This is a genomic window from Collinsella sp. AF28-5AC, assembly GCF_003457875.1.
Classification (GTDB): domain Bacteria; phylum Actinomycetota; class Coriobacteriia; order Coriobacteriales; family Coriobacteriaceae; genus Collinsella.
In genome coordinates this window covers 61,499-87,753 of record NZ_QRTA01000006.1, presented here as the reverse complement: position 1 = coordinate 87,753, position 26,255 = coordinate 61,499, and the positions used below count along the sequence as shown (strand labels likewise).

Annotated in this window: 21 protein-coding genes; 16 read left to right on the top strand and 5 right to left on the bottom strand. The window is 60.1% G+C overall.

What is annotated here, in order from left to right:
- Positions 1–108: 108 nt before the first annotated feature.
- From DWZ01_RS05845 to DWZ01_RS05815, 7 genes are all read left to right on the top strand, one after another.
- Positions 109–1,482, top strand: coding sequence for a hemolysin family protein (locus tag DWZ01_RS05845; protein WP_117848357.1), 1,374 nt, complete (start codon positions 109–111; stop codon positions 1,480–1,482).
- Positions 1,483–1,506: 24 nt separating this feature from the next.
- On the top strand, positions 1,507–2,340 hold the full coding sequence (locus DWZ01_RS10915) for a hypothetical protein (protein ID WP_233506181.1): 834 nt from the start codon (positions 1,507–1,509) through the stop codon (positions 2,338–2,340).
- Positions 2,341–2,476: 136 nt separating this feature from the next.
- Positions 2,477–2,866: a YtxH domain-containing protein gene (locus tag DWZ01_RS05835; protein WP_035136593.1), complete on the top strand. Its 390-nt coding sequence runs from the start codon at positions 2,477–2,479 to the stop codon at positions 2,864–2,866.
- Entirely contained in the window at positions 2,866–3,621 is a 756-nt protein-coding gene (locus DWZ01_RS05830) for a PRC-barrel domain containing protein (protein WP_117848356.1), read from the top strand. The genes DWZ01_RS05835 and DWZ01_RS05830 overlap by 1 nt, the downstream gene beginning before the upstream one ends.
- 72 nt (positions 3,622–3,693) lie before the next feature.
- A complete protein-coding gene (locus DWZ01_RS05825) occupies positions 3,694–5,100 on the top strand; it encodes a polysaccharide deacetylase family protein (protein WP_233506180.1) in 1,407 nt (468 codons plus the stop codon).
- A gap of 328 nt (positions 5,101–5,428) precedes the next feature.
- The gene (locus DWZ01_RS05820; protein WP_117758587.1) at positions 5,429–7,273 is read left to right on the top strand and encodes a magnesium transporter; all 1,845 of its coding nucleotides are present in this window, start codon (positions 5,429–5,431) and stop codon (positions 7,271–7,273) included.
- Positions 7,274–7,347: 74 nt separating this feature from the next.
- Positions 7,348–8,544 carry an Nramp family divalent metal transporter gene (locus DWZ01_RS05815; RefSeq protein ID WP_117758623.1) on the top strand — a complete coding sequence of 399 codons (1,197 nt, stop codon included), beginning with the start codon at positions 7,348–7,350 and terminating at the stop codon, positions 8,542–8,544.
- Between the two features lie 516 nt (positions 8,545–9,060).
- Here the strand turns inward: DWZ01_RS05815 and DWZ01_RS05810 are convergent.
- Complete coding sequence (locus tag DWZ01_RS05810) at positions 9,061–11,277, bottom strand: acyltransferase family protein (RefSeq protein WP_117848355.1); 2,217 nt, start codon at positions 11,275–11,277, stop codon at positions 9,061–9,063.
- Positions 11,278–11,464: 187 nt separating this feature from the next.
- Here DWZ01_RS05810 and DWZ01_RS05805 point away from each other — a divergent pair, with 187 nt between their 5' ends.
- The 4 genes from DWZ01_RS05805 (at position 11,465) to DWZ01_RS05790 (ending at position 14,813) form a co-directional block, all read left to right on the top strand.
- Positions 11,465–12,427 (top strand): ribokinase, encoded by a 963-nt coding sequence (locus DWZ01_RS05805; RefSeq protein ID WP_117848354.1) that lies wholly within the window; start codon positions 11,465–11,467, stop codon positions 12,425–12,427.
- Positions 12,428–12,457: 30 nt separating this feature from the next.
- Positions 12,458–13,432 (top strand): nucleoside hydrolase, encoded by a 975-nt coding sequence (locus DWZ01_RS05800; protein ID WP_117848353.1) that lies wholly within the window; start codon positions 12,458–12,460, stop codon positions 13,430–13,432.
- Between the two features lie 103 nt (positions 13,433–13,535).
- Positions 13,536–14,024 (top strand): S-ribosylhomocysteine lyase, encoded by a 489-nt coding sequence (locus DWZ01_RS05795; RefSeq protein WP_117848352.1) that lies wholly within the window; start codon positions 13,536–13,538, stop codon positions 14,022–14,024.
- A 144-nt stretch (positions 14,025–14,168) separates the two neighbouring features.
- Positions 14,169–14,813, top strand: a complete 645-nt coding sequence (locus DWZ01_RS05790; protein WP_117848351.1) for a DUF4867 family protein — start codon at positions 14,169–14,171, stop codon at positions 14,811–14,813.
- 197 nt (positions 14,814–15,010) lie between these two features.
- Here the strand turns inward: DWZ01_RS05790 and DWZ01_RS05785 are convergent, their stop codons facing one another.
- Positions 15,011–16,117, bottom strand: coding sequence for an ATP-binding protein (locus DWZ01_RS05785; protein WP_117848350.1), 1,107 nt, complete (start codon positions 16,115–16,117; stop codon positions 15,011–15,013).
- A gap of 384 nt (positions 16,118–16,501) precedes the next feature.
- Here DWZ01_RS05785 and DWZ01_RS05780 point away from each other — a divergent pair, with 384 nt between their 5' ends.
- From DWZ01_RS05780 to pyrE, 3 genes are all read left to right on the top strand, one after another.
- Positions 16,502–17,932, top strand: a complete 1,431-nt coding sequence (locus DWZ01_RS05780; RefSeq protein ID WP_117848349.1) for a 6-phospho-beta-glucosidase — start codon at positions 16,502–16,504, stop codon at positions 17,930–17,932.
- Between the two features lie 388 nt (positions 17,933–18,320).
- Positions 18,321–19,856, top strand: a complete 1,536-nt coding sequence (locus DWZ01_RS05775; RefSeq protein WP_158557000.1) for a helix-turn-helix domain-containing protein — start codon at positions 18,321–18,323, stop codon at positions 19,854–19,856.
- Between the two features lie 121 nt (positions 19,857–19,977).
- Complete coding sequence (pyrE, locus tag DWZ01_RS05770; RefSeq protein WP_117848347.1) at positions 19,978–20,661, top strand: orotate phosphoribosyltransferase; 684 nt, start codon at positions 19,978–19,980, stop codon at positions 20,659–20,661.
- 356 nt (positions 20,662–21,017) lie between these two features.
- Here the strand turns inward: pyrE and DWZ01_RS05765 are convergent, their stop codons facing one another.
- Positions 21,018–22,190 (bottom strand): Fic family protein, encoded by a 1,173-nt coding sequence (locus tag DWZ01_RS05765; protein WP_158556999.1) that lies wholly within the window; start codon positions 22,188–22,190, stop codon positions 21,018–21,020.
- Between the two features lie 582 nt (positions 22,191–22,772).
- Between DWZ01_RS05765 and DWZ01_RS05760 the strand changes: the two genes are divergently transcribed.
- Both DWZ01_RS05760 and DWZ01_RS05755 read left to right on the top strand, forming a co-directional pair.
- Positions 22,773–23,309, top strand: a complete 537-nt coding sequence (locus tag DWZ01_RS05760; protein WP_117790320.1) for a PTS glucose transporter subunit IIA — start codon at positions 22,773–22,775, stop codon at positions 23,307–23,309.
- 235 nt (positions 23,310–23,544) lie between these two features.
- Positions 23,545–24,102 (top strand): hypothetical protein, encoded by a 558-nt coding sequence (locus tag DWZ01_RS05755; protein WP_035136614.1) that lies wholly within the window; start codon positions 23,545–23,547, stop codon positions 24,100–24,102.
- A 309-nt stretch (positions 24,103–24,411) separates the two neighbouring features.
- Here the strand turns inward: DWZ01_RS05755 and DWZ01_RS05750 are convergent, their stop codons facing one another.
- Positions 24,412–25,080, bottom strand: a complete 669-nt coding sequence (locus DWZ01_RS05750; RefSeq protein ID WP_233506179.1) for an HAD family hydrolase — start codon at positions 25,078–25,080, stop codon at positions 24,412–24,414.
- Positions 25,081–25,184: 104 nt separating this feature from the next.
- A complete protein-coding gene (gene hypE, locus DWZ01_RS05745) occupies positions 25,185–26,219 on the bottom strand; it encodes a hydrogenase expression/formation protein HypE (protein WP_117848344.1) in 1,035 nt (344 codons plus the stop codon).
- Positions 26,220–26,255 lie beyond the last annotated feature (36 nt).

The following is a 26,255-nucleotide window of genomic DNA, read 5'->3' as shown; positions in this document are numbered from 1 at the left end:
CGACCACGCCCACGGCCCCGCTCGCACGGGCAACCGGCGCAATTGCCCTATCCGTCACCTACGCTTACTACCCAACGTCCCGAATCTTGGAGGTTCGAGAAACTCCCGATGGACATAACCATCTCCCTTATTACCACGCTCGTTTTAACGCTTATCAACGGCTACTTCTCCATGTCCGAGATGGCTCTCACCACGGCTAAGCGCGCCGTGTTGGAACACGATGCCGAGGAGGGCGATAAGCGCGCCGAGCGCGCCGTCCAGCTTGCCGCCGATTCCGACCAGCTGCTCGCCACCATTCAGGTCGCCATCACGCTCGTGGGCTTCGCCTCGTCCGCCGTCGCCTCGACGAGCCTGTCCGACCCGCTCGCCACATGGCTCATGAGCTTTGGCATCGCGCCGCTTTCCGCCATCGCGCGCGGCCTGGCGCCGGTCATCATCACCGTCGCGGTCGCCTTTGTGTCCATCGTGATCGGCGAGCTCGTGCCCAAGCGCATCGGCCTTGCTAACGCCGAGGGCGTATCCAAACAGGTCGTGGGACCGCTCTCCGTGTTCCAAAAGATCGCCCGCCCGCTCGTGTGGCTGACCGGTGCCTGCTCCGACGGCCTGGCCCGCATCCTGCGCATCAAGAGCGCCGATGACCGCCAGAACGTCTCGGAGGAAGAAATCAAGTACATGGTCTCGGAGCAGGACGACCTGCTCGACGAGGAAAAGCGCATGATCCACGAGATCTTTGACCTGGGCGACACCGTTGCCCGCGAGGTCATGGTGCCGCGCGTGGACACCACCATGTGCGAGGACGACGAGACGGTCGCCGACGTGTTGTCCACCATGCGCCAGACCGGCTTCAGCCGCATCCCCGTCTATCACGAGGATCCCGACAACGTCGCGGGCATCGCGCACATCAAGGACCTGATCCAGCCCGCGCTCGACGGCAAGGGCGACCAGCCCATCGCTGGCTTTTTGCGCGATGCCACCTTTGTGCCCGACACCAAGGACATCCTGCCGCTGCTGTCCGAGATGCAGACTTCGCACGACCAGATTGTGGTCGTCGTGGACGAGTACGGCGGCACGGCCGGCATCATCACCATCGAGGACATCGTCGAGGAGATCGTCGGCGAGATCGAGGACGAGTTCGATCCCGACAACAAGTACCTCACGCGCCTCTCGCGCCGTGAGTGGCTCGTCGATGGGCGTTTTTCGTGCGATGACGCGATTGAGCTTGGTTGGCCGCTCGAGGAAAGCGATGATTATGAGACCATCGCCGGCTGGATTTTGGAGCTTTGCGACTCGGTGCCCGACATCGGAGAGGTGTTTGAGGTCGCAGGGTACAAGTTCAAGGTACAGTCGATGCGTGGCCAGCGTATCTCGCTCATTCGCGTGATCGCTCCGGCCGAAACCGATAAGAAGGATTCCGAGTCTTCGGCAGAGAAGCCGGCGGCGTCGGGTGCGGGCTCTGTGGATCCGCACGATGGCGACGAGTAGGGCAAGGACGAGTAGGGGAGAGTTATGGCAGGCCTGTTCAACATCCTTAAGGTCACCGTCAGCGAGGACAAGATCTGCGCGCATGTGCTGGTGAACCCCGGCATGCCGCTCATGACCTCGGAGGACATCGAGGCCACGGCGCGCGTGTACTACCTGGTGCCCGCGATTGCCAAGCATCTGTGCCTGGGCGATTCCGGTCGCGAGTTCCAGGACTGCATGGGCCAGACCGAGCTTTGCCACCTGCTGGAGCACGTGACGGTCGAGCTCATGAACGAGACCGGTCTTGCCGGCAGCATCTCGTGCGGTCGCACGCGCGTGAGCGAGCATGACGAGCGTGTCTTTGAGGTCGAGCTTTCGTGTCCCGACGACGCGCTGGCCATTGGCGCGCTGTCGTCGGCGACCTTTATGATGGACTGGGCGTACCTGCACGCCGATCAGCCGGCCCCCGACGTGGAAGGCACGGTCGCGGGTCTGCGCAACCTGGTGCTGGGCATGCGTGCCGAGGCCGAGGGCAAAGATCCGCACGAGGCCGTCGCCGTCGCGAACGGCGAAGATGATGCCGAGGCCGAGGGCGCTGACGAGGGCGATGTGCCGGTCGACGCCGAGCCCGTTGCCGATGCGACCGCCGAGCCCGTTCCCACCGAGCCCCAGGGCGTCCCCAACTTTGACGACGAGCCCCAGGTGGCGATTGATACCGAGGGCGCGGTTGCCGAGAACCACGAGGCCTCCGCTGCCGTCTTTGGCGGTGCGGCGACGGTTCCGGCAGGGCCTGCGCATGAGGGCGGCCTGCCGCTCGTGGACGGCGCCGGCGAGGACCCGGGTGCCACGGTGGCCATGCCGGCTATGCCTCAGGAGTAGGCCTACGCGTTTATCACCATCACGTACCTGCGCCTTTGCCGTACGCAGATGAGCGGAGCGGCAAGTGATGCGCTGCGGGTATAATGGACAGCATTCAAACGGTGGGCACCGACGTGCCCGCAGGAGAGGAATGATCATGGGTAAGACTTTCAGCTTTGTCTCCGGCGCACTTTTTGGCGCCGCTGCCGGCGCTATTGTCGGCGTTGCTCTGGCCCCGCGCTCGGGTGCCGAGACCCGCGCCATGGCTGCCGATATCGCTAACGACGCCTGGGACAATATGCGCGACACCTACGAGCACAGCGCCGAGGAGGCCCGTGCTGCGGTGAATGACTTTGGCCCGATGGTTGACGCCAAGACCGACGACCTGCGCGCCAAGGTCGACCTGGCCCGCGAGCGCATGGACCAGCTGCGCGAGCAGCTCAACGACGCCATTTCGGGCGGCAACGTGACGCCTGCCGCCGACGTCGTGGTCGAGAACGCCGTCGAGGCTGATACCGAGGCTGCGGAGCCCTCGACCGAGGCATAATGCGCGCCGGGGATTTTGTCGGCGCCAAGATCTATCGCAAGCCTACCGAGGACAAGCGCACCAAAAAGGATGGCACGCCGCGCAGCCCTAAAAAGCTCGGAAAGATTCACTTTCCGGTCTTTACCCCGGGCGGTACGCGCGTGGTCGGCTTTATGGTCCGCCAGTCCGATATCGCGGGCATGATCGAGCGTCCCGACCGATTCGTAGCGCTCGACGCCATTGGTGTCTACGAGGGCGCCATTGCGGTCGATGACGTCAAGGACACGTACGATTCCGCCGCCGCTAAGCGCCTCGACATCAACTTGGACGATTGCATCATCTGGGTCGGTATGGACGTGCGCACGGAATCGGGCGACGTCGTGGGCTATTGCTCGGACGTTGAGTTCAAGCCACGCTCGGGCATCGTGCAGGCATTCTATGTGACCGCCGGTGCTGCTTCGAGTGTTTTGGTTGGTGACACGCAGGTGCCGCCGACGATGCTGCGCGGCTACGAGAACGGTGCGATGGTCGTCTCGGACGAGGTCAAGTCGCTCGGGTATTCGGGCGGTGCGGCCGCCAAGGCCGCCGAGGCCAGCGTCGTGGTGGGCGACAAGGTCAAAAAGGGTGCCAAGGTACTCGACGACAAGGGATCGGTTGCCGTGGACAAGGGCAGTCGCGCACTGGGCAAGCAGCTCGGCAAGACGCGCGGCATGTTCAAGGCCTTTAAGGACGAATACCAAAAGGCGAGCGGAGGCTCGTCAAAAGCTACAAAATAGCGACGTACCAAATGATGGGAGGCAAGCCGGAGACCTGTTGCTCCGGCTTGCTGTGTTTATGGGGGAGGGCACATGCACCAAAACGGATCCAACTTAAACGGGCGTTCGGGTGCGCATCCGACAGCGCGCCGCGACCTGGGGCAGCTGCCCAGCGGTCAGCGCCGCCGTCACCGTAAGCCCGGCGCGATGTATCTCAACCATAGCCGCGGCTTTAGCGATCGCAGCGCGCGCATCGGCAACAGCCGCACACCCCGTCGTTCGTCTCGCCTGCCCTATGCGCTGATCGCCGTGGGTTGCGCGCTCGTGCTGTTTATCGCTGCCGTCGTGGGCTACGTCAACCGCAGCGTGGACGTGGAGCTCAACGGCCAGAAGACCGCGGTGCGCGTGGGCTCTACGCTGCAGAATCTCATCGACGAACAGGATTTGACTGACACCTACGACGCAGGCGACCTGCTAGCCGTCGATGACAGCGTGCTCAAGCGCCATGGGGGCGAAAAGCTGTCGGTGAAGGTCGACGGCAAGCGCGTGAAGCAGGGCAAATGGGATAGCCGCGAACTCGAGGGCGGCGAGAAGGTGACGGTCAAGGATGGCCGTAACACTTACGAGAAGCACGAGGTTCAGGCTACGGTTATCGAGCCCAGACTCAAGGTCGAGGGCACGGGCGCTATCGAGTATGTGCAGACATGGGGTGTCCAGGGCCGATCCGAGGTGTGGGTTGGTGAGCGGTCAGGCAAGACGCAAGACCGCGGCGAGGTTGTACCCGCCACCGATTGCGTTGTTGCGTGCGCCAGCGTGGCGCCCAAGGGCAACAAAAAGTACGTGGCGCTGACGTTTGACGAGGGTCCGAGCGGCGCCACCAAACAGATCTTGCAGGTGCTCAAGGAAAAGGGCGTCACCGCGACGTTCTTCCTTTCGGGCGATGCGGCCGAGGCCTCGCCTGCCACGGCCAAGGCGATTGTCGACGCCGGGTGCGAGATCGGATCCAACAGCTACAGCGACGATTCGCTCAAGGGTCAGGACCGTGAGGCGGTGCGCGAACAGATCACGAAAGGCACCGATGCGATTAAGTCGGCGACCGGCGTGAAGACGATGCTGCTGCGTGCTCCCTACGCTGCCTTTGACGAGCAAAACTGGATTGATGCGATGGACCTGGTCTCCGCCGTGGTCTCGTGGAATATCGACTCGGGCGACTGGCTGCTAAACGGTGCCGACGAACAGGTCTCGACGGTGCTCGATTCGGTGACGCCGGGCAATATCGTGCTGCTCACCGATAGAGACGAATGCGCCGAGCAGACACTCGAGGCGCTGCCGCAGATTATCGACGGCCTCATTGCCGACGGCTACAAGATCGTGACGCTCAGCGACCTGGTCAAGACGGACACGTCGCTGAGCAAAAAGCTCACCTCGCTGACGAAGGTCACCATGCCCAAGGACGCCGTGTTCCCCCAACTTGCCGAGGACGACGACACCACAGAGTAGTCATTGGGTAGTCATTTAGGAACGTCCCCAATGACTATGTCACGGATGCGTCAGCGTTTGGTATGCCTGCAATGTGCAGCGCATAAATTCGATGCCGCAGGGCGATGCTGATGCTATAGTTACTGCGGTTAATGAGGGTCAAGAGAAAGGTTACAGGTGAAATCCAAACCTCGACCATACAGTCGATGACCCCATGCAGGTGCTTTTTGCGCATGCACGGGGTGTAAGCGTCGAGCGGCGTGCCGCCCGCGCATGCGTATACATATCCAGAAGCCCCCGGACGTCGCACATGCGGCCGCGTTCGGAGGAATAATGATGGGGAGCACCATTGAATTATCTGAGTGAGATGCTCAAATTGCCGGTCTTGGACGTCGATGGAGAAAAGCTCGGCGTGGTGAACGATTTTGGTATTGCTACCGGCGAAGTTTTTCCGCACGTGACGTCGCTCGCGTTCCGCGGTCCCGGCAAGACGCCGTTTATGATCAGCTGGCGCAAATGGGTCGACCGTATCGACGAGACGGGTGTACACCTTAAGACGTCGGCCACCGAAATCCGTTTTTCGTACCTGCAGCCGACCGAACTCTTGCTTGCCCGCGACGTGCTCAACAAGCAGATTGTCGACACGCAGGGCATGAAAGTCGTGCGCGTAAACGACATCAAGTTTTCCATGTCGGGCGAAAATCAGCTGCGCCTGCTGGGCGCCGAAGTGGGCGCCCGCGGTCTGCTACGCGCGATCAGCCCCGCACTCGAGCATATCGTCGAAGGCTTTATGAAGCACCTGGGCAAGCCGCTCAGTGAGGACATCATCGCTTGGTCCTACATGGACCTGCTCGATCGCTCGACCAAGAACATTCAACTCTCGGTGTCGCATAAGACGCTCGGCGAGCTGCACCCTGCCGACATCGCCGACATTATCGAGCAGCTCGACCCGCGCCTGCGTGCGCAGGTGTTTGCACAGCTCGATACTGCCCAGGCCGCCGAGGCCATCTCGGAGTTCGATGACGACGAGCTTATGACCGAGATGCTCGAGGGCCTGTCCGACACGGACGCATCGTCGATGCTGGCCATGATGGACCCGGACGACGCCGCCGACCTGATCGACGAGCTCGATTACGAGAAGGCCGAGAAGCTCCTGCGCCTGATGGGCGTCAAGGAGGAGAAGGCGATTCGTAACCTGCTGGGCTATGAGGACAACACCGCCGGCCGCATCATGACCTCGGAGTTTGTCTCGCTGCCCGCCACGGCGACGGTCGGCGATGCCATCGAGGCGATTCGCAAACTCGATGAGGACTTCGAGAGTGTCTATTACGTCTATACCGAGGATCCGAGCGGCATGCTCACCGGCGTGCTCTCGCTGCGCACGTTGATCGTTGCCGACCGCGATGCCACGCTGGGCCAGCTCGCCTATCGCGACCTGGTCTACGTGTCGCCCGACGAGGACCAGGAAGACGTGACGGACGAGATGACCAAGTACGACCTGGTTGCCATCCCTGTCTGCGACGAGAACCGTCATATCCTGGGCATCGTGACCTTCGACGACGCCATGGACGTTATCGCCGAGGAGCATCAGGAGGACCTGCAGATCGCCGGTGTCGGCTCGGGCGATAGCGCGTCGGACGACTCGACGAACGTGCTCAGCTGGTTTGTGCATCGCCAGTACTGGGTTGTCGTGTGGGGCATTGCCTCGTGCATCATGGCAACGGTGCTGGGGACGGCGCTCGGCTCCGCGCATCTGGTGGTGTTCCCCATGTGCGCCATGCCGCTCGTGCTGCTTGCTGCCTCGCGCATGGTGTCGTTCGTCAAGAACTACTTCTTGGAGTATGACGGTCACGACGACGAGCCCAAGCCGTATCTGGGGTTCTTCTTCCAGAGCACGGGCATGGGCCTGATTCTGTCACTCGTGACCTACCTGTGCGCCCAGCTGGTGCGCACCGCTGCGTTCCCCGATGCGCCCATGTTTGAGGAGCAACTCTTTACCGGGTGCTTTAATATCGCTGCCATCATTTGCCTGGTTGGCAACATGAGCGCCGTGATTTACCTGATGGTGCTGTTCTGGCGTGACGAGCATGACCTCAACACGTCGGGCACCGCCATGAACGTTATTGCCGTCATGATCTCGTGCGTAGCGTACTGCGCCGCTGCGGTGCTGCTCACCATGTCGGTCATGGGTTAGGTGGTCGCGTGCAAAATACCAAGCAAAAGTCGGGCACCAAGCAAAAGTTGACCATCGCGGCCATCTTTGGCGCTATGGGTCCCGGTCTGCTGGCGGCGCTTTCGGGCAATGACGCCGGCGGCATTGCAACGTATTCCAGCGCGGGCGCCAGCTATGGCTACAAGATGCTCTGGATGCTTCCCGTCATGACTGTGCTGCTTATCGTGACGCAGGAGACCGCGGCGCGCTGCGGATGCGTCACGGGTAAGGGCCTGGCCTCGCTCATCCGTGAGCGCTTTGGCGTGCGCAGGAGCGTGCTGGCCATGGCGGCGCTGTTGATTGCCAACACGGCGGTGACCATCTCGGAGTTCGCGGGTATCGCGAGTGGCCTTGCTCTGTTTGGCGTTCCGGCGAGCATCTCGGTGCCGCTCGTGGCGCTGCTGGTGTGGATGCTTACCATGTCGGGCAGTTTTCAGCGCATCGAGAAGATTTTGCTGCTGGTAAGCTGCGTGTTCGTGACCTACATCGTCGCCGCGTTTATGGCCGGCCCCAACTGGGGCGAGGTCGCGGTCGACTTGGTCGTCCCCAATATTCAGAACGATCCCAGCTACGTGTCGCTCGTGGTCGCAACAATCGGTACCACCATCGCACCGTGGATGATCTTCTTGGCGCAGAACAACGTGGTCGATAAGAACGCGGGCGAGGACGATATCGTGCTGCAGCGCATCGATACCGTGAGCGGCTCGCTTGCCGCCGATGTCATTGCCGGCTTTATTATCATCACGACCGGTACGGTGTTGTTCCCGGCGGGTATTCAGATAAGCGATGCTGCCGATGCTGCCCGCGCGCTGGAGCCTATTGCGGGTCAGTGGTCCACGGTACTGTTTGCCTCGGGCCTGGTCGCGGCGAGCTTCTTGGCCGCCTGCGTGCTGCCGGGCGTTACGTCGAGCGCTATCTGCGAGGCATTTGGCTGGGAGCGCGGTGCTGACCGCAGCTGGGACGAGGCCCCGGTCTATCGCGGCATCATTACGGCCATCATCGGTATCTCTGCCGTGCTGGTGCTTATGCCCGGCGTCGATCTGTTCCAGATTATGATGACCTCGCAGGTCATCAATGGCGTGCTACTGCCCGTGGTTCTGGTGTTCCAGGTGGTTATCGCCGCTGACCGTCACATTATGGGCACTAACCGCAACGGCCGCGTGTGGAACGTGCTCACTTGGGCGACTATCGGTGTGATTACGGTGCTCACGGTCGTCATGTTTGTTCTGCAGGCGATGGGTTACAGCGCTTAGCGCCTCTTTTGGACTCCAAACAGGCCGCCGCCATGGGCTGCGACCTGTTTTTTTGCCTGCTGTAGGGTGTTAGCTATATGGCAGTGGGCAAAAAATGCCAAATATGAGTACTGTTGCTAAGTGAATAGCATTTACATCCAAGAAGATAATGAACATAAACTATAGTATGTTCATTAAAATTGGTTCCAATACGCCTTAAACCAGTCAGGTTGGCTGCTTTAGGGGTTGTAGGAGACGCTCAGACGTCATTTTGGGTGGTTTTGCCTGTTACTAAAATGGTAACACTACTCATATTTGCCTTTTTTGTCCACAGACCTTTGAGGTTGCGGCGAAAAGGGCTTGTTTTGATTGTTTGGGGCAGGCGCGAGGCGCGGAAACGATGTCTGGAACGGCGGAGCGGCTTGGAATTCATCCGTAGAGGTCTTCATTGGCTGCGCCAGGAGTGTCCCTAACTGCCGGAGGGGGTGTCTGCCGTAGCAGACACCCCCTCCGGATGTGGGAAGTTTACGCTGCAGGTTACTTGTCGGTGCCCAGCTTGTGTGGCTTGAGAGCGAGCGCATTGACGAGTGCGTCGGTGGCAGACTTGACGGCTGCCGGCTGCGGATCGTTGACGTGATCCTCGGGGTGTACGGGCAGGTCCTTCTTGACGGCATCGTGGATCAAGTTGAGGTACTCAGTCACGCCAGTGGTCGATAGGTGCGTGCCATCGCCATCGAACAGGTCGTTGCGGTTGGCACTGTATCCGTACCAATCGATAACGCGCACGTTCTTGTAGCGCGTAGCGGCGTTGGCGATGGCCTGGTTGGTAGAGCCAACCCACGGCTGCGGGCTGCGCGTGTTCACAAACACCACAATACGCTTATCTCCTGCATCGGCCATGATGGCGTCGATCTGGTCGTCGGTTACCAAGCCGTTGGTGCCCAGCGCAAAGACCACGATCTTGCCGGCAAGGTTCTGCTGGAGATAGCCCTCAAATGTCGCGCGGCCCGCATCAAACTGGCGGCCCTTTTCGGCATCGATATGGCTGTGTGGGAACACGCCATCAAAGGAATCAACGGCACGCAGCGACACGGAGTCACCGATCATCAACAGGTCGTAGGAGCCATCGGGGAAGCCGTCGTTGTCCTTGTCGGTGTCGTCGGCCGCCTGCTGGTCGGTGGGCGCGGTGTTTTTGGCTTCCTTGTTCAGAACTTCGGCGCCCTCACCGCTCAGCGCAGACGTCTCGGGCACAAAGATCAGGCCGCCCAGTGCAACGACCAACACGACAGCGCAGGTTGCGCAGGCAGGGACGTGCGCGCGTGCCCAGTTAGCGGGCTTTGTGGTGCCATCGCGGAACTCGGCGACGGTGCGGCCGAAGGCGCCCTTCCTAAACGGCGTTTCGATAAAGCGATAGGAGCACTCGGCTACGGCGACCACCAGCAGCACCTGCAAAATGTACTGCCACCAGGGCGTATCGTTGATGTTGGCGACCGGGTTCATGAGCAACAGCAGCGGATAGTGCCACAGGTAGATGCTGTACGAGCGCTTGCCAATCCACACGAGCGGCTCGGCGGACAGCGCGCGGGCAACCATTCCCTGGGGCTGCACGCAGGCCGCGATGACCATGAGCGTGAGGATCGAGCACAGCAGTGTGCCTCCGCGATACTGGAAGGCGGTGTAGCCGTTGGTGAGCGCGACCATGGCGGCAAGGCCAACCAGACCCACGACGCCCAACACATCGATGGATGCGGGCGAGGACCAAAAGCGCACGAGGGCGCTCGGCTGTGCCGGGGCGGTCTCGGCTGCTTCGTCGGCCTTCTCGCCAGGCTTGCCCTCGGCGTTCTTGCCGTGCTTGGCGGCGCCAGCTAGGCGATTGAGCCCCAAACGACGAGCGAGACGCACCGGCGCCAGGTCGCGATCGGGGATAAAGGCCATCCAGGCACCCAGCAGCAGCGAGAACACGCGGGTGTCGGTGCCGTAGTACACGCGGCTGGGGTCGGCGGCAGGGTTGTAAAGCACCATCATGGCTAGGGCAGATACCGCGGCAAGGCCCAGAACCACGCGGCGCGTGTTGGGCTTGCTCACATGCATGGATACCATGGCAAACAGCAGTGGCGGCCAAATCAGGTAGAACTGTTCCTCGATGGCAAGCGACCAAAAGTGCGTGAGCGGCGAGGGGTCGCCCAGAGCATTGAAGTACGAGACGTTTTGGGCAATCTGCCACCAGTTGTTGAAGAACAACAGCGACGGCAGGATGTCGGGGCGCATCTTGGTGAGCATCACGTGGTTGAAGACGGTGCACAGCGCACAGGTCACCACCACGACGGTCACCACGGCGGGGATCAGGCGACGGATGCGGCGGATCCAGAAGCTCTTGAGGTCGATGCGGCCGGTCTTAGCGACTTCGTTGAGCAGCAAGCGCGTGATCAGATAGCCCGAAAGCACAAAGAAGATCGTGACGCCGAGCAGGCCGCCCTGAGCCCACGTGAGGTTAAGGTGATAGAGCACCACCGCGACGACGGCGAGCGTACGCAGGCCGTCGAGTGCAGGGATGTAGCGGGACTTGGGGCGAGCGGGCGTCTGCTCCGCGGCGGGAGTGTTGGCGCGGCCCGCGTTGTTGGCAGAAGCGCGATGGGGGCTCGCGGTGCGTCGCGGTTCGTCGGCACGGCGTTCGCCCTTCACGCGTTCGTGCGGCGCCGGCTCGTTGCCCGTGCGGCGTCGACCGCGCGAGCCCGATTGCGAGAGTTGTTCCATAAAACATCATCCAATGACGAGAATAATCATCACGCCTTCATTGTAGCTGCCTGCTCCTGTGAATGCTTGCTGCTGGCGCAAGCTCAAGCGCGCGTCCACATCAAAGTGAACTAAAGTTATAGGGGGTGCGAGAGTGCACGATCGACGGCCGACGGTGGGCATAAGGCCCGCAGATGAGGAGGTTTCCATGGCAGATCGCGGCATCGTTGCGGTGTTCGGCAGCATGAACATGGACCTTTCGGTGGCGTGCGAGCGCATACCGCGTGCGGGCGAGACCGTCGGCGGCAGCGGGTTTATCACCAACGCCGGAGGCAAGGGCGCCAATCAGGCCGTAGCTGCCGCGCGTATGGGCGCGTGCACGCACATGATCGGCGCGGTCGGTCGCGACGCGTTCGGCGCGTCGCTCGTGGCGGGGCTCCAAGACGCCGGCGTGGACTGTGACTTTGTAGTGCATCGCGATGACGTGGAGACGGGAACGGCGACCATCATTCGCTGCGAGAGCGACAACCGCATCATACTGTCACCGGGCGCCAACCATGCGCTTGCGGGCGCGGACGTTGCCTGCGCGTTGAGGCGTCTGGTGGCCCATGAGCTCGACGGCGACGCCAGCGAGATTGCCCCGGCTGCCGGAAGCGTCTTTATCGCCCAGGGCGAATGTGACCTTGCGGCGACGGCCGAGGCGCTTGTTTGCGCTCACGAGCTGGGGTTCTATACGGTCTTTAATCCAGCGCCCGCCTGCGAGCTGCCTGCGGAGGTCTGGCCTGCGGTCGACCTGGTCTGTCCCAACGAGACCGAGTGCCAGGTGCTGACGGGCATTCTGCCCACGGATGATGTGAGTTGCGTCGCCGCGCTCAATGCGCTGCTCGACAAGGGCGCCGGCGCCGCGGTCATCACGCTGGGCGGTGCCGGCTCGGTTACGCTCGGCGATGGCGGTGAGCTGCTGCGCATGCCGGCACTTTCGAGTGCGGTAGTCGATACCACGGCCGCCGGCGATACGTTTATCGGCGCGTTGGTGGCGGCTCGCCTAGAGGGCTTGCCGCTCTTTGAGTGCATGGCCGCGGGCGCTCGCGCCTCGGCAGTGACGGTGTCGCGCCTGGGCGCTCAGCAATCGATTCCCACGCGCGCCGAAGTTGAACATTGGTTTGGTTAAACGATAAAGACGGAGAAGCGGAGTAGAACAATGGCAATCAAGAAGCTGATCCTTGATCTGGATATGGGTGTGGACGATGCGATGGCGCTGGCCTATGCCATCGCGAGCCCCGAGGTGGAGCTCGTGGGCATCACCACGTGCTTTGGCAACGTGCGCGTCGAGCAATCGGCGCACAACTGCCTGGCGGTGCTCGATCTGCTGGGTCGCCCCGAGGTTCCGGTGTACCTGGGTGCCGACCGTCCTCTGCAGGCGACTGAGCCCTATACGCCGCCGGCGTCCACCGCGCTCATTCACGGCAAGAACGGCATCGGCGGCGCGAGCGTGCCCGCGTCGCCCTACGAGCCGGTGGGGGCGACCTCGGCCGACGGCAACGCTGCGGTCGATTATCTGATCGATGCCGCGCGCACCTATGGTCCCGATCTGGTCTACGTAGCGACTGGCCCGCTCTCCAACCTGGCGCTCGCCCTGGAGCGCGATGCGGCGGCGATGATGTCCATCGGCCGCGTGGTCGTGATGGGCGGCGCCCTTACCGTGCCCGGTAACGTGAGCGCGGGCGCCGAGGCCAACATGGCGAGCGACCCCGAGGCAGCCGACGCGGTGCTGCGCTCGGGCCGTAAGCTCACCATGGTGGGTCTGGACGTGACGCATCGCGTGGTGCTCACACGCCGCGACATTGCCGGCTGGACGGGCTCGGGCACCATGGCGGGCTGCGCATTTGCGAGCATGGTCGAGCACTACATTGGCTCGTACGAGATGAACGCACCCTACCTGGGTGGTTGTGCGCTGCACGATCCGCTGGCCGTTGCCGTGGCGGTCGACCCCACGCTCGTAGGTGCGCTCGGCTGCAACCTGCGTGTTGATCTGCTGGGCGAGTACCGCGGTCGCACCATCTGCGATGAGCGTCGCCTGTCCGATCCGGACAAGAGCGCGCTTGTGGCACTGACCGTGGATGCTCCGCGCTTCCTGTCCGAGTTCAAGACGCGTATGGCCCGTGTCCTTGGCTAAGTTGTCTTTTTGGGACGGGGCTTTTTTGACTGGTATGATTGGTGTGACCATTCGAACCAGCTAAAAGAGCCCCGTCCCAATTTGACTATCGAGAGGATCTGCCATGGAGCGCATCGCGAGCTTTTCCGTTGACCATCTGCTGCTTGAGCCCGGCGTGTACGTGAGCCGCATCGACCGCGATCCGGCGACCGGCGCCGCCGTTACCACCTTTGACCTGCGCCTGACCACGCCCAATAAGGAGCCGGTCATGAACACGGCCGAGTGCCACACCATCGAGCACCTGGGCGCGACGTTCCTTCGCAATCATGCCGAGTGGTCGAGCCGCATTGTCTACTTTGGCCCCATGGGCTGCCGCACGGGCTTTTACCTGGTTGTCTTTGGCGAGCTGACGAGCGAGAAGGTCTTGCCGCTCGTCCGCGAGCTGTTTGAGTTTGTCGCCGGCTTCGAGGGCGATGTCCCCGGTGCCGCTCCCGAGGAATGCGGTAACTACCTGGACCAGAACCTCCCCATGGCCAACTGGCTTGCGCGCCGCTACCTCGACCGCGACCTGGCCGATATCGACGAGAAGCATCTGCACTATCAGCAGGCGTAAGGGCTTTGTCGTCCAAAACGCGCGCATTGGGCGCCTTCGCTTATGCGGGGGCGCCTTTTTGTTGATTGGTCGGGGTGAGCGTTCAAAATCGCTCATGTTTGTTCTAGAATGTTCGTATAGTCACATTTACGAACAGGAGTGAACATGCATATCTACTCTGTCAACGATCCCGAGTTCAAATCCTATGGCAACGTTTGGGATGACGTTCCGTCTGAGCTCACGTCGCCCGTGCTCGAGGCGCTCTCTGCCACGCCCATCCCCGAGGGCAGCAAGTACGTTGCAAGTGCGCCGGAGCTCGAGGGCGTCAAGGATGCCGATAAACTGGGCTTTCTCATGTTTGGTGGCCGTCCCTTCCAGCTCGGCTGGTGCAACGGCCACAACACGCGTCTCAACTGCCTGGAGTACCACCGCGCGAGTGAGTTCAACCTGGGCGCGCGCGACTTTATCCTGCTCGTGGCGCATCGCTGGGAGATCGAGGACGGCAAGCTCGATACCGCGTGCGTCAAGGCGTTCTGCGTGCCGGCGGGCAAGGTTGTCGAGGTCTTCAACACCACGCTCCACTACACGCCGTGCATGGTCGACGACGGTGGCTTCCAGGTGATGGTGGCGCTTCCCGCCGGCACCAACGGCCCGCGCCCCGAGGCCGCAACCGACATGCCTACCGCCGGTGACAGCTACTGCTACTGGAAGGCCGACAAGTGGGTTCTCTGCCATGCTGACAGCCCCAAGGCTGCCGAGGGCGGCTACGTAGGCCTCATCGGCAAAAACCTCGATATCGCCTGCGACTAGAATCTTCTGTCTCGATCTGTAACATCTAGCGGGCTAAATCGTCTCTACCTGTTACAGATTTAGACAAACTGCAGGGGACAGACCGAACAATCTCGATCTGTAACACCAGGCTCGGTTTCGACGGCCTACCTGTTACAGATCGAGCCAAACCGGGCCCAAGCCGCCACAAAGGTGCCTGTCCCCTTTGTGGTGGCTGCCTAGAGTTGGCTGCGCAGATAGTCAGCCATATATGGAACGGCGAAACGCACGTAACCGCGGCGCGCCTGTTCGATTACGCCGGCGTCGATGAGGCGCCGGCGATACTTTTGCGCATAGTCGGGTGTGACTGACATACGTTTCGCTACATCGGAAATGCGCGAAACGGCGTCTTCGTCATCAGTCATTGCGTCGAGAAACGCGACGTCTTGGTCCGATAGCGCGGCGAGCGTCGTTTCACAAACATCGTTTTCGAAATCGGCTTTTGACGCTTCGATAGCTCCGTCGACTTGCTCTGGCGTTACGTGTTCTCCTGTCTTGCAGCGATTGCCGATGTTATAGCCGATGAGCTGCAGCATATAGGGCGAGCCTTGGGTTGCGCGAGCGGCACGGAGGCGAAGATCGCCTGGAATATCAAGGTCGAGCTCTTCGAAAGCCCGCTGATAATAGGCATCGACATCTCCGACTGAAAGCGGTTCGAGCGTGACCTTGCGAGCGCGGTTGAGAAATGTCAGCACGCGGTCATTGAGCGTTGCACAGACGGCTCCCGGGAGACCTGCCATAACAAGCGCGACGTTGAGTCCCTCACCGACCAGCTCTTGATAGGCGGTGACGAGCTGTCTAATCTCAGGTGAATTAGCTTGGAGCTCATCGATAAGGATGAGGATGCCGTGCCCCTGCTCGGTCAGCTTGCGCGCCAGCTGCGTGAGTTTGAACTGGAAACTCTTGGTCTCCTGCACATCGCGTGTGAACTCGAGACCGGCTGAGAAGCCGAAGACGCTCAAGCTACCGCCAGAAAGTTTGGGGAGATGACGCTTGCTGACATAAGGCTCGCCTGCTTCTTGGATTTTTTCAACAATGCGCTCAAGCATATCTTCGGAGGCTACGGTGGGTGTGGCGACAACAAAACCGAGCTTGCGTGCGCGGTCGGCAAGTTCCCACAGAAGAACCGTCTTGCCGCTGCCTCGCTGGCCGAGCATGAGCATGGCTCGGTCTCGATTGCCCGGCTCCTGCTCAAGACCGGAGATGAATGTCGAAATCACGTTCCCGCGACCCACCAGATAGGACGGGCGATTTCCAAATGAGGGGGAGAAGATGGTTTCAGTCATAAGTCTCCTTTCCTTTTTTTCCTATTTTTTCCTTTCTTTCCTATTCAGTCAAATGAATTGCTGAGCGAAGGCGGTTACGTAGGCCTCGTCGGCAAAACCTCGACATCACCTGCGACTAGAATCTTCTGTCTCGATCTGTAACATCTAGCGGGCTAAATCGTCTCTACCTGTTACAGATCGAGACAAACCGGGCCCAAGCCGCCACAAAGGTGCCTGTCCCCTTTGTGGTGGTTTGGGGCGGCGGTATCAGAAAGTGTCAGACGGGGGCGGCTGCCGGGCCGCCGTGTGCGAAAAGAAGTGTCGGCCTGCGTCGCTGTCGTTGGGCGAGGCCCTATTTGCGGGGATACTGAAACCACGACAAGCAGCGTATGAAAGGATCGATGCATGGCTTTTCGTAAAGACTTTCTGTGGGGCGGCGCGACGGCTGCCAACCAGTGCGAGGGCGCCTATAACGTGGACGGCCGCGGCCTTGCCAACGTGGACGTGGCTCCGCACGGCCCCGAGCGCTATGCGGTGGTCTCCGGCCAGCGTAAAATGCTCGACTTCGAGGACGGCTATTACTATCCCGCGCAGACCGGCATCGATTTCTATCACCACTACAAAGAGGACATTGCTCTCTTTGCCGAGATGGGCTTTAAGACCTTCCGTATGAGCCTGGCTTGGACCCGCATCTTCCCCAACGGCGACGAGACCGAGCCCAATGAGGCTGGCCTGGCCTTCTACGAGGATGTATTCCGCGAGTGTCAAAAGCACGGCATCGAGCCGCTCGTGACCATCGCGCACTTCGACTGTCCGATTCACCTCATCAAGGAGTACGGCGGCTGGCGCAACCGTAAGCTCATCGACTTCTACAAGAACCTCGCGACCACAATCTTTACCCGCTACAAGGGTCTGGTGAAGTACTGGCTTACCTTTAACGAGATCAATATGATCTTGCACCTGCCGTTTATGGGTGCCGGTCTGGTCTTTGAGGAGGGCGAGAACAAGGAGGCTGTCGAGTACCTGGCCGCCCACAACGAGCTCGTTGCCAGCGCTTGGGCAACCAAGATTGCCCACGAGATCGACCCCGAGGTCAAGATTGGCTGCATGCTCGCCGCAGGTAGCTACTACCCCTACAGCTGTCGTCCGGGCGATGTGCGCCAGGCGCAGCTCGACAATCAGGACAATTACTTCTTCGTCGACGTTCAGAGCCGTGGCTACTACCCGGCCTATGCCGTCAAGAAGCTCGAGCGTCTGGGTATCGATGTGGGCATGACGGACGAGGACCGCGAGATCCTGGCCGCCAACACCGTCGACTTCATCAGCTTTAGCTATTACAGCACCCGTTGCTCCGCCGGTGCCGATAACCCCGATGTCGAGCGCACCCAGGGCAACGCCTTCGCCGGCGCCAAGAACCCCTACCTGCAGGAGAGCCAGTGGGGCTGGGCCATCGATCCACTGGGCTTCCGCATTACGCTCAACGACCTGTACGACCGTTATCAGAAGCCACTGTTTGTGGTTGAGAACGGCCTGGGCGCCAAGGATGTTGTCGAGGAGGATGGTTCCATCAACGACGACTACCGTATCGACTACCTGCGCCAGCATATCGCCGCGATGCGCGATGCGGTGACCGAGGACGGCGTTGACCTGCTGGGCTACACCACCTGGGGCCCGATTGACCTGGTGTCTGCCGGCACGGGCGAGATGTCCAAGCGCTACGGCTTTATCTATGTGGACCGCGATGATGCGGGCAACGGCACCCTCAAGCGCTCCAAAAAGAAGAGCTTCGACTGGTACAAGAAGGTTATCGCCACCAACGGCGAAGATTTGGCCTAAGGGCACTGAGGTACTCAACCTTGAGGCTCCAACCCTCCTCGCGTACCTAAAGTACGCTTCGTCGGGCTTGTCGCTCCCAATCTTGAGCACCTCAGGCCCTTAGGAGGCGGACCTGACCGTCGCGTTTCGGAAGTCCTGCTTTATAACGTCCTAGCCCAGGCGCCCGGCGAGCAGTTAATGCTTGCCGGGCGCGTTCGCATCGGGATGCCCATCAAGGAAGTGGCGTTGCGCGTGTCCCTTCTGGTCCATGCGGCTCAAAATCGCGGCGTGATGTGGATGACTGGGGTCGAATTGGCAGCATTTCGAGCCTGGCTTCGATATTGAGACTGGTTCTTTATTAAAATAGATTTCCAGACAATTGAGCTGCTGGGGGTTAACCATGAGGGGCATGGGAGACACAACCGCATATTTGCGTCGGGGCATTCGGGAGATTATATGCCTGGCGCTGTTCTTCTTCACGTTTTTGGCGTGCGAGTATCTTTTTGATGTGCGCATAGCCGAGTTCGTGCCATCGAGTGAGGTCGTCATCTACGAGAGCATCGTTGTCGGCGCGAGCGTGATTGGCTTTTTCGTGCGCCCATTTCTGTACTATCGCCTTCCCCAGACGATCGATGCGACGAGCGATATTACAGGCGTGCTGTTGGTATCGGCGTTGCTGCTGATGATTACGGCAGTGCGGTTTGAGGTAGTAATTGCCGGCGGCCTGGTGGCGTGCTGCGCCCTGGGCTATTGCGGATCGACCGCCCATGCCAATCTTGCGCGGCGTTTTGCGCAGACGCCCTGCCTGGCGCGCGCCGCCGCACTTTCTTACGCCATGGGCGTTCTGGTGCAGGTTCTCAACCACATGGTGATGCCTGTCGGCATTCCTCAGCAGGCTGTTCTGGTCGTCTGTGCGATCGCGCAGGTGGCGTTGCTCCACGGTGCCCGATGCGCCAAGCTGCGCGACGAGTCCGATCCCAACTTTGAACCCAGTGCTGCCGGGCTTTCGGTAGATGCTCTGGAATATGGCGCCAAGTGGCATGACGATCCCGAGGCAAAGGCGGCATTCCGTCGCGCCGTAGTTCGCCTGACCGTGGCGACGGCGTATCTTTCCAGCGTATTCGCCGCTCTCAACGCGGGCTTCACGACCCTGCATGCTGTCGGAGCCGTCGATTTGGGCGATTGGCCGCGCCTGCTGCTTGTCGTGAGCTCGTTGGTCGCTGGCGCACTATTTGACCTGCACGGCCGCTCGTATATGAATATCGGCATGACATGCGCCGCCATACTGTCCACGCTTTCGTTCTTTGTGCTCATCGTCGATGGCAATGGCGGCAACGAGCTTGCTGCCACGATCATCTTTTATCTGGGCTCGGGCTTTTTCGTGGTGTTCTTTACCACAAAATTCGCCGCCGTCTCGCTCTATGCGCGCTGGTCATATTTTTGGCCGTGCATGGGTCGCGTCGTCAACAACGTGTGCTCGATGCTCGTGACGGCGCCGGCGGTGGCGATCATCTCGAGTCAAAACGTGCTGGCTGCGGTCGGTGCGGCGCTCGTGATGTTTGTGGGCATTGCGATTACGCTGCTGGGGCAGTTGGGGCAACGAGCCGATGATGCCGTGATGCAGGATGGCCTGCCGCTTGCCACCGACGATCTTGGTGGGGATCTTGCGCCCACATGTTCCGACCCCGAGCCCGTGGAGGCAGCGGAGCTCACGTCCGATGAACGCCTCGATGCTTTCGTCGCCACCTTTGGGCTTACAGAGCGCGAGCGCGATATTCTTGAGGTCTTGGTCGTTTCGGACCAGAGCGTTCAGGACATCGCCACAACGCTCTTCCTTTCGCGCTCCACGCTCTATCGCCACATTTCCTCAATCAACAAGAAGACCGATACCGCCTCGCGTGTGGCCCTTATTAACTTCTTCTGGTCCTGGACGCCCAAGGACTAGCGTATGAGCCGCCGCCCAGTTCCTTACTCTAACGGGGGGATGTGGCCTCAAAGCACGCCCACATCGACGCCTCGCCTGCGCTAAACTGAAGAGCACGTACGCAATTACGAGAGGAGCCCGCATGGAGGCTTACAAGCAAGAGTTCATCAAGTTTATGGTTGAGTCCGACGTTCTTAAGTTCGGCAGCTTTACGCTCAAGAGCGGCCGTCAGTCCCCGTTCTTTATGAACGCCGGCGCTTACGTGACGGGCTATCAGCTCAAGAAGCTGGGCGAGTATTACGCCCAGGCCATCCACGATAACTTTGGCGACGACTTTGACGTCCTGTTTGGGCCGGCCTACAAGGGTATTCCGCTGGCTGTTGTTACCGCAATTGCCTACCACGAGCTGTACGGCAAGGAGGTCAAGTACTGCTGCGACCGCAAGGAGGCCAAGGACCACGGTGCCGATAAGGGCAACCTGCTGGGTTATGAGCCCAAGGACGGCGACCGCGTGGTCATGGTCGAGGACGTTACCACCAGCGGCAAGTCCATCGACGAGACCTATCCCAAGGTCAAGGCTGCTGCCGATGTCGAGATCAAGGGCCTGATCGTGTCCCTCAATCGCATGGAGGTCGGCAAGGGCGGTGTGACCACCGCTCAGAAGGAGATCGAGGCAAAGTACGGTTTCCCCGTCGCGAGCATCGTTTCCATGGCCGAGGTCGTCGAGACCCTCTACAACCACGAGATCGACGGCAAGGTTGTCATCGATGACGAGCTCAAGACCGCCATCGACGCCTACTACGAGCAGTACGGAGCTCGGGAGTAGTAGTTACGCGGTTTTACCAAATCGCGTAACGGCTCGACGCTGCGCGGGCCGCATTTGGACAATCTGACGTTCAACTTCAAGGGCGCGACCGAAAGGTCAGCGCCCTTTCGTTTCACGTCACCTTGCCTCAAATGCGGCTCGCTCGCTGTCCGTTCTCTACCTGCGGCGTCGTCTTGCTCCGAATGCGGCTCGCTCGCTGTCGTTGCCGAAACATCGGCGTTGCCGGACTAGTCATTGGGGACGTTCATAAATGACTACTCAGGAATGAGCGTGGATAATCTCCCGTTTTTGGCCTGTGTGCAGGCTCAAAGTGGGAGATTATCCACGCTCGCTTTAATTTGCCTGGGTTGCGATGCCTATCTAATCGGCTCGGCGTCTTCCCTGAGAATCGAAAGATACTCTTCATACCCGTACTGCCGGTATCTCTGTCTTGACTCGTCGAGCGGACGGAGGATACCCAATTCTTCAAATGATTTGACGAGCGAGCTCGCGGTACTCCTGCCGATATCGAGTTGGGCAGCGATGAATGCGGTGTCGACGATGGGGTGCTCTTCAAGAATGCCCAACAGCCTTTGCCCGTTTGCAGCAGTCCTTCCGAGATTTTCGGTAATGGTTGCTGTGGAACGGTTATGGAGGTCAACAAGGTTTTTTAAAGACCCTACCGAGTCCTCCGCACTCTCGAGAAGACTGTTGCAGAAAAACTCTATCCATTCCTCGTAAGTGCCTCTCTCCCTTACGGATGTGAGTTGCCGGTAGTACTCGCTTCGATTTTTCTTGAACTGGAACGATGGATAGAACAAGCAAGAATGAAGAACGCCATCATTGATGAGCATAAGTGTAATGAGAAGCCTGCCCAGGCGACCGTTTCCGTCTAGGAATGGATGGGCAATTTCAAATTGGTAATGGACGAGCGCCGCCCGCACAATCGGATCCATTTCGACTTGAGGCTCATTGATAAAGCGTTCGAGGTCCTGGAGCGTGTTACTCAAATCTTCAATGTTTGGAGGGACAAACGATGCGGTTGCAATGGTGCAGCCTGAGGGGTCAATCCAGTTTTGTGAGGAGCGCAGTTCGCCTAGATTCTTCTCCGTTCCGCGCACTCCGTCCAGCAGGACCGCATGAACTTGCCTAAGAAGTCTCGTGCACAAGGGCATCTTTTTGAGCAGTTCTACGCCGCGGTCGACAGCACGGACGTAATTCACGACGTCTGCGACATCTTTATGATGGAGTTGTGTTTGCGATGGACTAAGTAGGTCGTCAAACGTGCACTGGGTTCCCTCAATTTGCGAAGAAAGGAGTGCTTCTTTGCGCACGTACATTGTCAGATACATGTCGGCGTTGGGAACAAAGTAGAGCATGCCTTCAAGCTCTCCAAGCTTTCGTGAGCATGCGGAAAGCGTGCGATAGGTTTCCTCGGTGAGGTTTAGCTGCCTCAATGATTGCAAGGGCGTTGGAAAAAACGAATAGTAAGCCAATTTCCCCGATAGATTATTGCGGAGCGTTCCCTGGCCGTTCTCCTCGATTTGCATCGCGCCCTCCATATCTTTAGTGCCGGAAACTCGTTATTAGGCTAATCATATCAATTCTAATAACGAGTTTAAGGATTAAATAGTTATTAGAATTCATGTAAACAATCTAATGATGAGAAGTCGTTATTACTTGACCATGGAGCTCGGCTTGGTACAAGGGGGTCATCCAAAATGAACGTGGATAATCTCCCGTTTTTGGCTCGGTGACGGCCTCAAAGTCAAAGTGGGAGATTATCCACGCTCGTTAGTTAAGCGTCCGAAAATCCACACTCGCCAAACCTACCAAAAAGGGACGGGTTTATTTTGGCACGTTTCGGTCGGTATCAGGAAGTGTCAGGGACGGGGCGGCGGCAGGACTCGAGAGCGAAAAGAAGTATCTGGCTTGGTGCGCCCGCTTCTGCTCGTCCCGTGCGCAGGCGATACTCGGCTTATCGACCCGCGATGCAAAGGAGATGCTCATCCCACGAGCACTACCGGGAAGGGCTTGCGATTCGAGCCCTCGCCTTAGTATTTTGGTCATTTGGCACTATAATCACCATAGGGATGCGCATAACGTTGCGCTTAATCAAGAGGAGAAAACGTATGGGTCTGTTTGACATGTTCAAGAAGAAGGCTGAGCCCGCGACTGCCGCTGCTCCGTCCTCCATCTCTGCTTCTGCCGGCGCCGACGTGCTGTGCTCGCCCGTCAAGGGCAAGGTCATCAAGATGGCCGATGTGCCCGATCCCGTCTTTGGCGGCGAGGTCCTGGGCAAGGGCTGCGCCGTGTGGCCCGAGGACGATCTGGTCTACGCTCCCTGCGACGGCAAGGTGACCGTCACCATGGGTCACGCCGTGGGCCTGCAGTCCGATAGCGGCATCGAGGTTCTGGTGCACGTTGGCGTCGATACCGTCAACATGAACGGCGACGGCTTCGAGGGCTTCGTCAAGGCCGACGATGTCGTTAAGGCTGGCCAGCCCATGCTCAAGATCGACCGCGCCAAGATCGCCGCTGCCGGCTACAAGGACTGCGTCGTCGTGGCTGTGTCCAACACCGCCGAGTTCGCCGACGTCGAGCTCGCCGTCGAGGCTGACTCCGCTGTCTCCGCTGGCGATGCCATCGTCAAGGTCGTCCGCAAGTAGTCTGCGGCAACATAAGGGTGTTTTGGGGTGGTCGGGTTATCCGGCCGCCCTTTTTTATTGCAATGCGGCGGAACGTTTTATTGCGCGTTGGGCGGACCGGTAAACCGTTCGGACGTTAAATCGAGCCGACTGCGCCTTTGCTTTGCCGGGGGTGTTCGTTATCGGCTAGTATGGCCTTATTGTTACGACGCGCACCGCGTCGGGAAGCGCGGTGCCGCTTGTTGGGAGGAATGTCATGAAGAAGAAGCTGCTGCTTGCGCCCCTGATGGCTGTTCTGGTCGCGTGCGTGGTTGTGCTTTCCGGCTGCGGAGGTCCTTCGGTTGAGGAGCTCATCACCGAGGATCTTACGACGCAGTTTGACGAGGTCAAGAACGGTGGCGACGACTTCCTCTCTGGTCTGGAGGAGGCTTCGGGCGACGAGTTCGAGCAGCTGGGTATCGATCCCAAGGAGTATGCCAAGACCTATCTCGAGGGCTTTGACTACAAGATCGGCGACGTGACGGTCGACGAAGACAAGGGTGTCGCGACCGCCGAGGTCTCCATCACCTGCAAGTCCATGAACAAGATCGTCGAGGACTTCTCCACCCAGTATCAGGAGAAGGTTGCCGCGCTTGACACGGTTCCTTCCGATGACGAGCTGTACAAGATGGCCGGTCAGGTTATGGTCGATGTGACCAAGGCCACCGAGCCCAGGAAGACCACGGTTATCTTCAAGTACACCTGCAACGACGACGGTGAGTGGTCTGCCGACGACTCCGTCAACTCCGAGATGATGGATGCAATGCTGAGCTAGTTCGTTGCGGCGTTTTACCAAACGCCGCAACTGCTCGACGCTGCGCGGTCACCAGAGCGACAACTTGTCATTCAAAGAGGACGGCATGACCAGAAGGTCAATGCCGCCCTCTTTTCATGCCAATTTGTTCGCTCTGGTGACCGCTCGCTGTCGTTGCCAAAACATCGGCGTTGTCATGGCAGTCATTGGGGATGTTCTTAAATGACTAGTCGTTGGTGACGTTCTTGTTTGACTAGTCGTTTAAGAACGTCCCCAACGACTACTTTCCGCGCAACGGTATTGCGACGGCTGGGTTGAGCAGCACCAGCGTTACTCGCCCAGAATCAGCGCCGCGAGCTCTGCCTGGGTGTCCACCACGTAGTCGGCGCCGGCGGCTTCCAGCTCTGCGCGGCCGCGGAAGCCCCAGCTGACGCCCGCGCTCTTAAGGCCGGCGTTGTGGCCGGTCAGGATATCGACATTGGAATCGCCCACATAGAGCGTGGTTGCCGGATTGGCGCCCAGCTTTTCCATCACATGTAGCGTAACGGGTGCTTCGGGCTTGGGCGGAAACGCATCGACACGGCCCTGTACCAGCGCAAAGCGCTCGGAACCAAAATACTTCTCGATAAGCGGAGCCGCCGAGACGTGGTCCTTGTTGGTGAGCACGGCAAGCTGAACGCCCGCGGCGCGTAGGCGGTCGAGCATCTCGATTGTACCGGCATAGGGGGCGGTGTGGTCCTCCTTGTGCTCGCCGTAGTAAGCCCTAAACTCGGCAAGCGTCTGCTCAAACATGCGACCGCCGCACGCATATTCGGCAGGCATAAAGCGTTCGACGAGCTTGAGCATGCCGTTTCCCACCTTGTAGCGGTACTCGTCGACGGCAAACGTGGGCCAGCCGTGCATCTCGCAGGTATGGTTGCCGGCGGCCGCCAGGTCCTCGAGCGTGTTGAGGATGGTGCCGTCCAGGTCAAAGATCACATGGGAAAAAGCTGCTGCCATGAAAGCTCCCGTCATTGGGTTCCAAAACGCACCCCATGATACTGGGCATGCGTGCCGGGCATGTTTGGAATCTGAATATCTTTAATAGCCCTGAGCCTTTGTCGCTAGCAAATCCTCGGCAGCTGCTCTCCCACGAGCATGTCGAGGATGCGGGTCGAGCCCCAGCCGGTGCGCACGCGCACGGCGGGACGGGCATCCTCGGCAAGTGGCAGCACGCGACCGATGATGGCGGCATTCTCGCCGTAGCGGGCGGCGCGCATGGCGGCTAGCGCGGCATCGGCTTGCTCGGCCGGCACGACGGCAACCATCTTGCCCTCGTTTGCCACCTGCAGCACATCGTAGCCGAGCATCTCGCAGGCGGCCTGCACGTCGGGACGCACGGGCACGGCATCTTCGTCGACCTCCATAGCAACATTGCTGGCCTGGGCAAACTCGTTGAGTGTGGACGCCAGGCCACCGCGCGTGGGGTCGCGAAAGCAACGCGTGCCGGGCGCTGCGGCCAGAACGTCGGCAATCAGGTGGTTGAGCGGCGCGGCATCGCTTTCGATCGTGCTCGAAAACGCCAGGCCCTCGCGTTGGCTCATGATGGCGATACCGTGGTCACCCAGTGTGCCCGACACCAGGATAACGTCGCCGGGCTGGCAGTTGGCGCCGCTGAGCGCCACGCCCGTGGGAACCTCGCCCACGCCGGCGGTATTGATGTAGACGCCGTCGGCCCCGCCGCGCTCGACCACCTTGGTGTCGCCCGTGATTATGGACACGCCCGCCTCACGTGCTGTCTCGGCCATCGTCTGCACAATCTGGTGGAGCTTATCCATGGGATAGCCCTCTTCGAGGATAAAGCCACACGACAGGTAGCGCACGTTGGCGCCCGAGGTCGCGACGTCGTTAACGGTTCCGCACACGGCGAGGCGGCCGATGTTGCCACCGGGGAAGAACTGCGGCGAGACTACAAAGCTGTCAGTCGACATGGCTATGCGCCCGCTCGCGGGCAGCGCGGCGACGCCGGCGTCGTTGCCTTCGAGCAGCTCGGGCGACCCAAATGCATCCAGAAAGACCTCATCGATGATGCGTTTCATCATCTGACCGCCAGAGCCGTGGCCCAACAGGACGGTGCTATCGGTGGCAGTACGGGACATATCGAAAACTCCAATCGTGGGTGGTGCCGGTGTGTG

What these genes read in the sequence shown, in the direction of transcription:
- DWZ01_RS05845 (WP_117848357.1), top strand. Translation starts at nt 109, where the DNA reads ATGGACATAACCATCTCCCTTATTACCACGCTCGTTTTAACGCTTATC.
- DWZ01_RS10915 (WP_233506181.1), top strand. Translation starts at nt 1,507, where the DNA reads ATGGCAGGCCTGTTCAACATCCTTAAGGTCACCGTCAGCGAGGACAAG.
- DWZ01_RS05835 (WP_035136593.1), top strand. Translation starts at nt 2,477, where the DNA reads ATGGGTAAGACTTTCAGCTTTGTCTCCGGCGCACTTTTTGGCGCCGCT.
- DWZ01_RS05830 (WP_117848356.1), top strand. Translation starts at nt 2,866, where the DNA reads ATGCGCGCCGGGGATTTTGTCGGCGCCAAGATCTATCGCAAGCCTACC.
- DWZ01_RS05825 (WP_233506180.1), top strand. Translation starts at nt 3,694, where the DNA reads ATGCACCAAAACGGATCCAACTTAAACGGGCGTTCGGGTGCGCATCCG.
- DWZ01_RS05815 (WP_117758623.1), top strand. Translation starts at nt 7,348, where the DNA reads ATGGGTCCCGGTCTGCTGGCGGCGCTTTCGGGCAATGACGCCGGCGGC.
- DWZ01_RS05810 (WP_117848355.1), bottom strand. Translation starts at nt 11,277, where the DNA reads ATGGAACAACTCTCGCAATCGGGCTCGCGCGGTCGACGCCGCACGGGC.
- DWZ01_RS05805 (WP_117848354.1), top strand. Translation starts at nt 11,465, where the DNA reads ATGGCAGATCGCGGCATCGTTGCGGTGTTCGGCAGCATGAACATGGAC.
- DWZ01_RS05800 (WP_117848353.1), top strand. Translation starts at nt 12,458, where the DNA reads ATGGCAATCAAGAAGCTGATCCTTGATCTGGATATGGGTGTGGACGAT.
- DWZ01_RS05795 (WP_117848352.1), top strand. Translation starts at nt 13,536, where the DNA reads ATGGAGCGCATCGCGAGCTTTTCCGTTGACCATCTGCTGCTTGAGCCC.
- DWZ01_RS05790 (WP_117848351.1), top strand. Translation starts at nt 14,169, where the DNA reads ATGCATATCTACTCTGTCAACGATCCCGAGTTCAAATCCTATGGCAAC.
- DWZ01_RS05785 (WP_117848350.1), bottom strand. Translation starts at nt 16,117, where the DNA reads ATGACTGAAACCATCTTCTCCCCCTCATTTGGAAATCGCCCGTCCTAT.
- DWZ01_RS05780 (WP_117848349.1), top strand. Translation starts at nt 16,502, where the DNA reads ATGGCTTTTCGTAAAGACTTTCTGTGGGGCGGCGCGACGGCTGCCAAC.
- DWZ01_RS05775 (WP_158557000.1), top strand. Translation starts at nt 18,321, where the DNA reads ATGGGAGACACAACCGCATATTTGCGTCGGGGCATTCGGGAGATTATA.
- pyrE (WP_117848347.1), top strand. Translation starts at nt 19,978, where the DNA reads ATGGAGGCTTACAAGCAAGAGTTCATCAAGTTTATGGTTGAGTCCGAC.
- DWZ01_RS05765 (WP_158556999.1), bottom strand. Translation starts at nt 22,190, where the DNA reads ATGCAAATCGAGGAGAACGGCCAGGGAACGCTCCGCAATAATCTATCG.
- DWZ01_RS05760 (WP_117790320.1), top strand. Translation starts at nt 22,773, where the DNA reads ATGGGTCTGTTTGACATGTTCAAGAAGAAGGCTGAGCCCGCGACTGCC.
- DWZ01_RS05755 (WP_035136614.1), top strand. Translation starts at nt 23,545, where the DNA reads ATGAAGAAGAAGCTGCTGCTTGCGCCCCTGATGGCTGTTCTGGTCGCG.
- DWZ01_RS05750 (WP_233506179.1), bottom strand. Translation starts at nt 25,080, where the DNA reads ATGGCAGCAGCTTTTTCCCATGTGATCTTTGACCTGGACGGCACCATC.
- hypE (WP_117848344.1), bottom strand. Translation starts at nt 26,219, where the DNA reads ATGTCCCGTACTGCCACCGATAGCACCGTCCTGTTGGGCCACGGCTCT.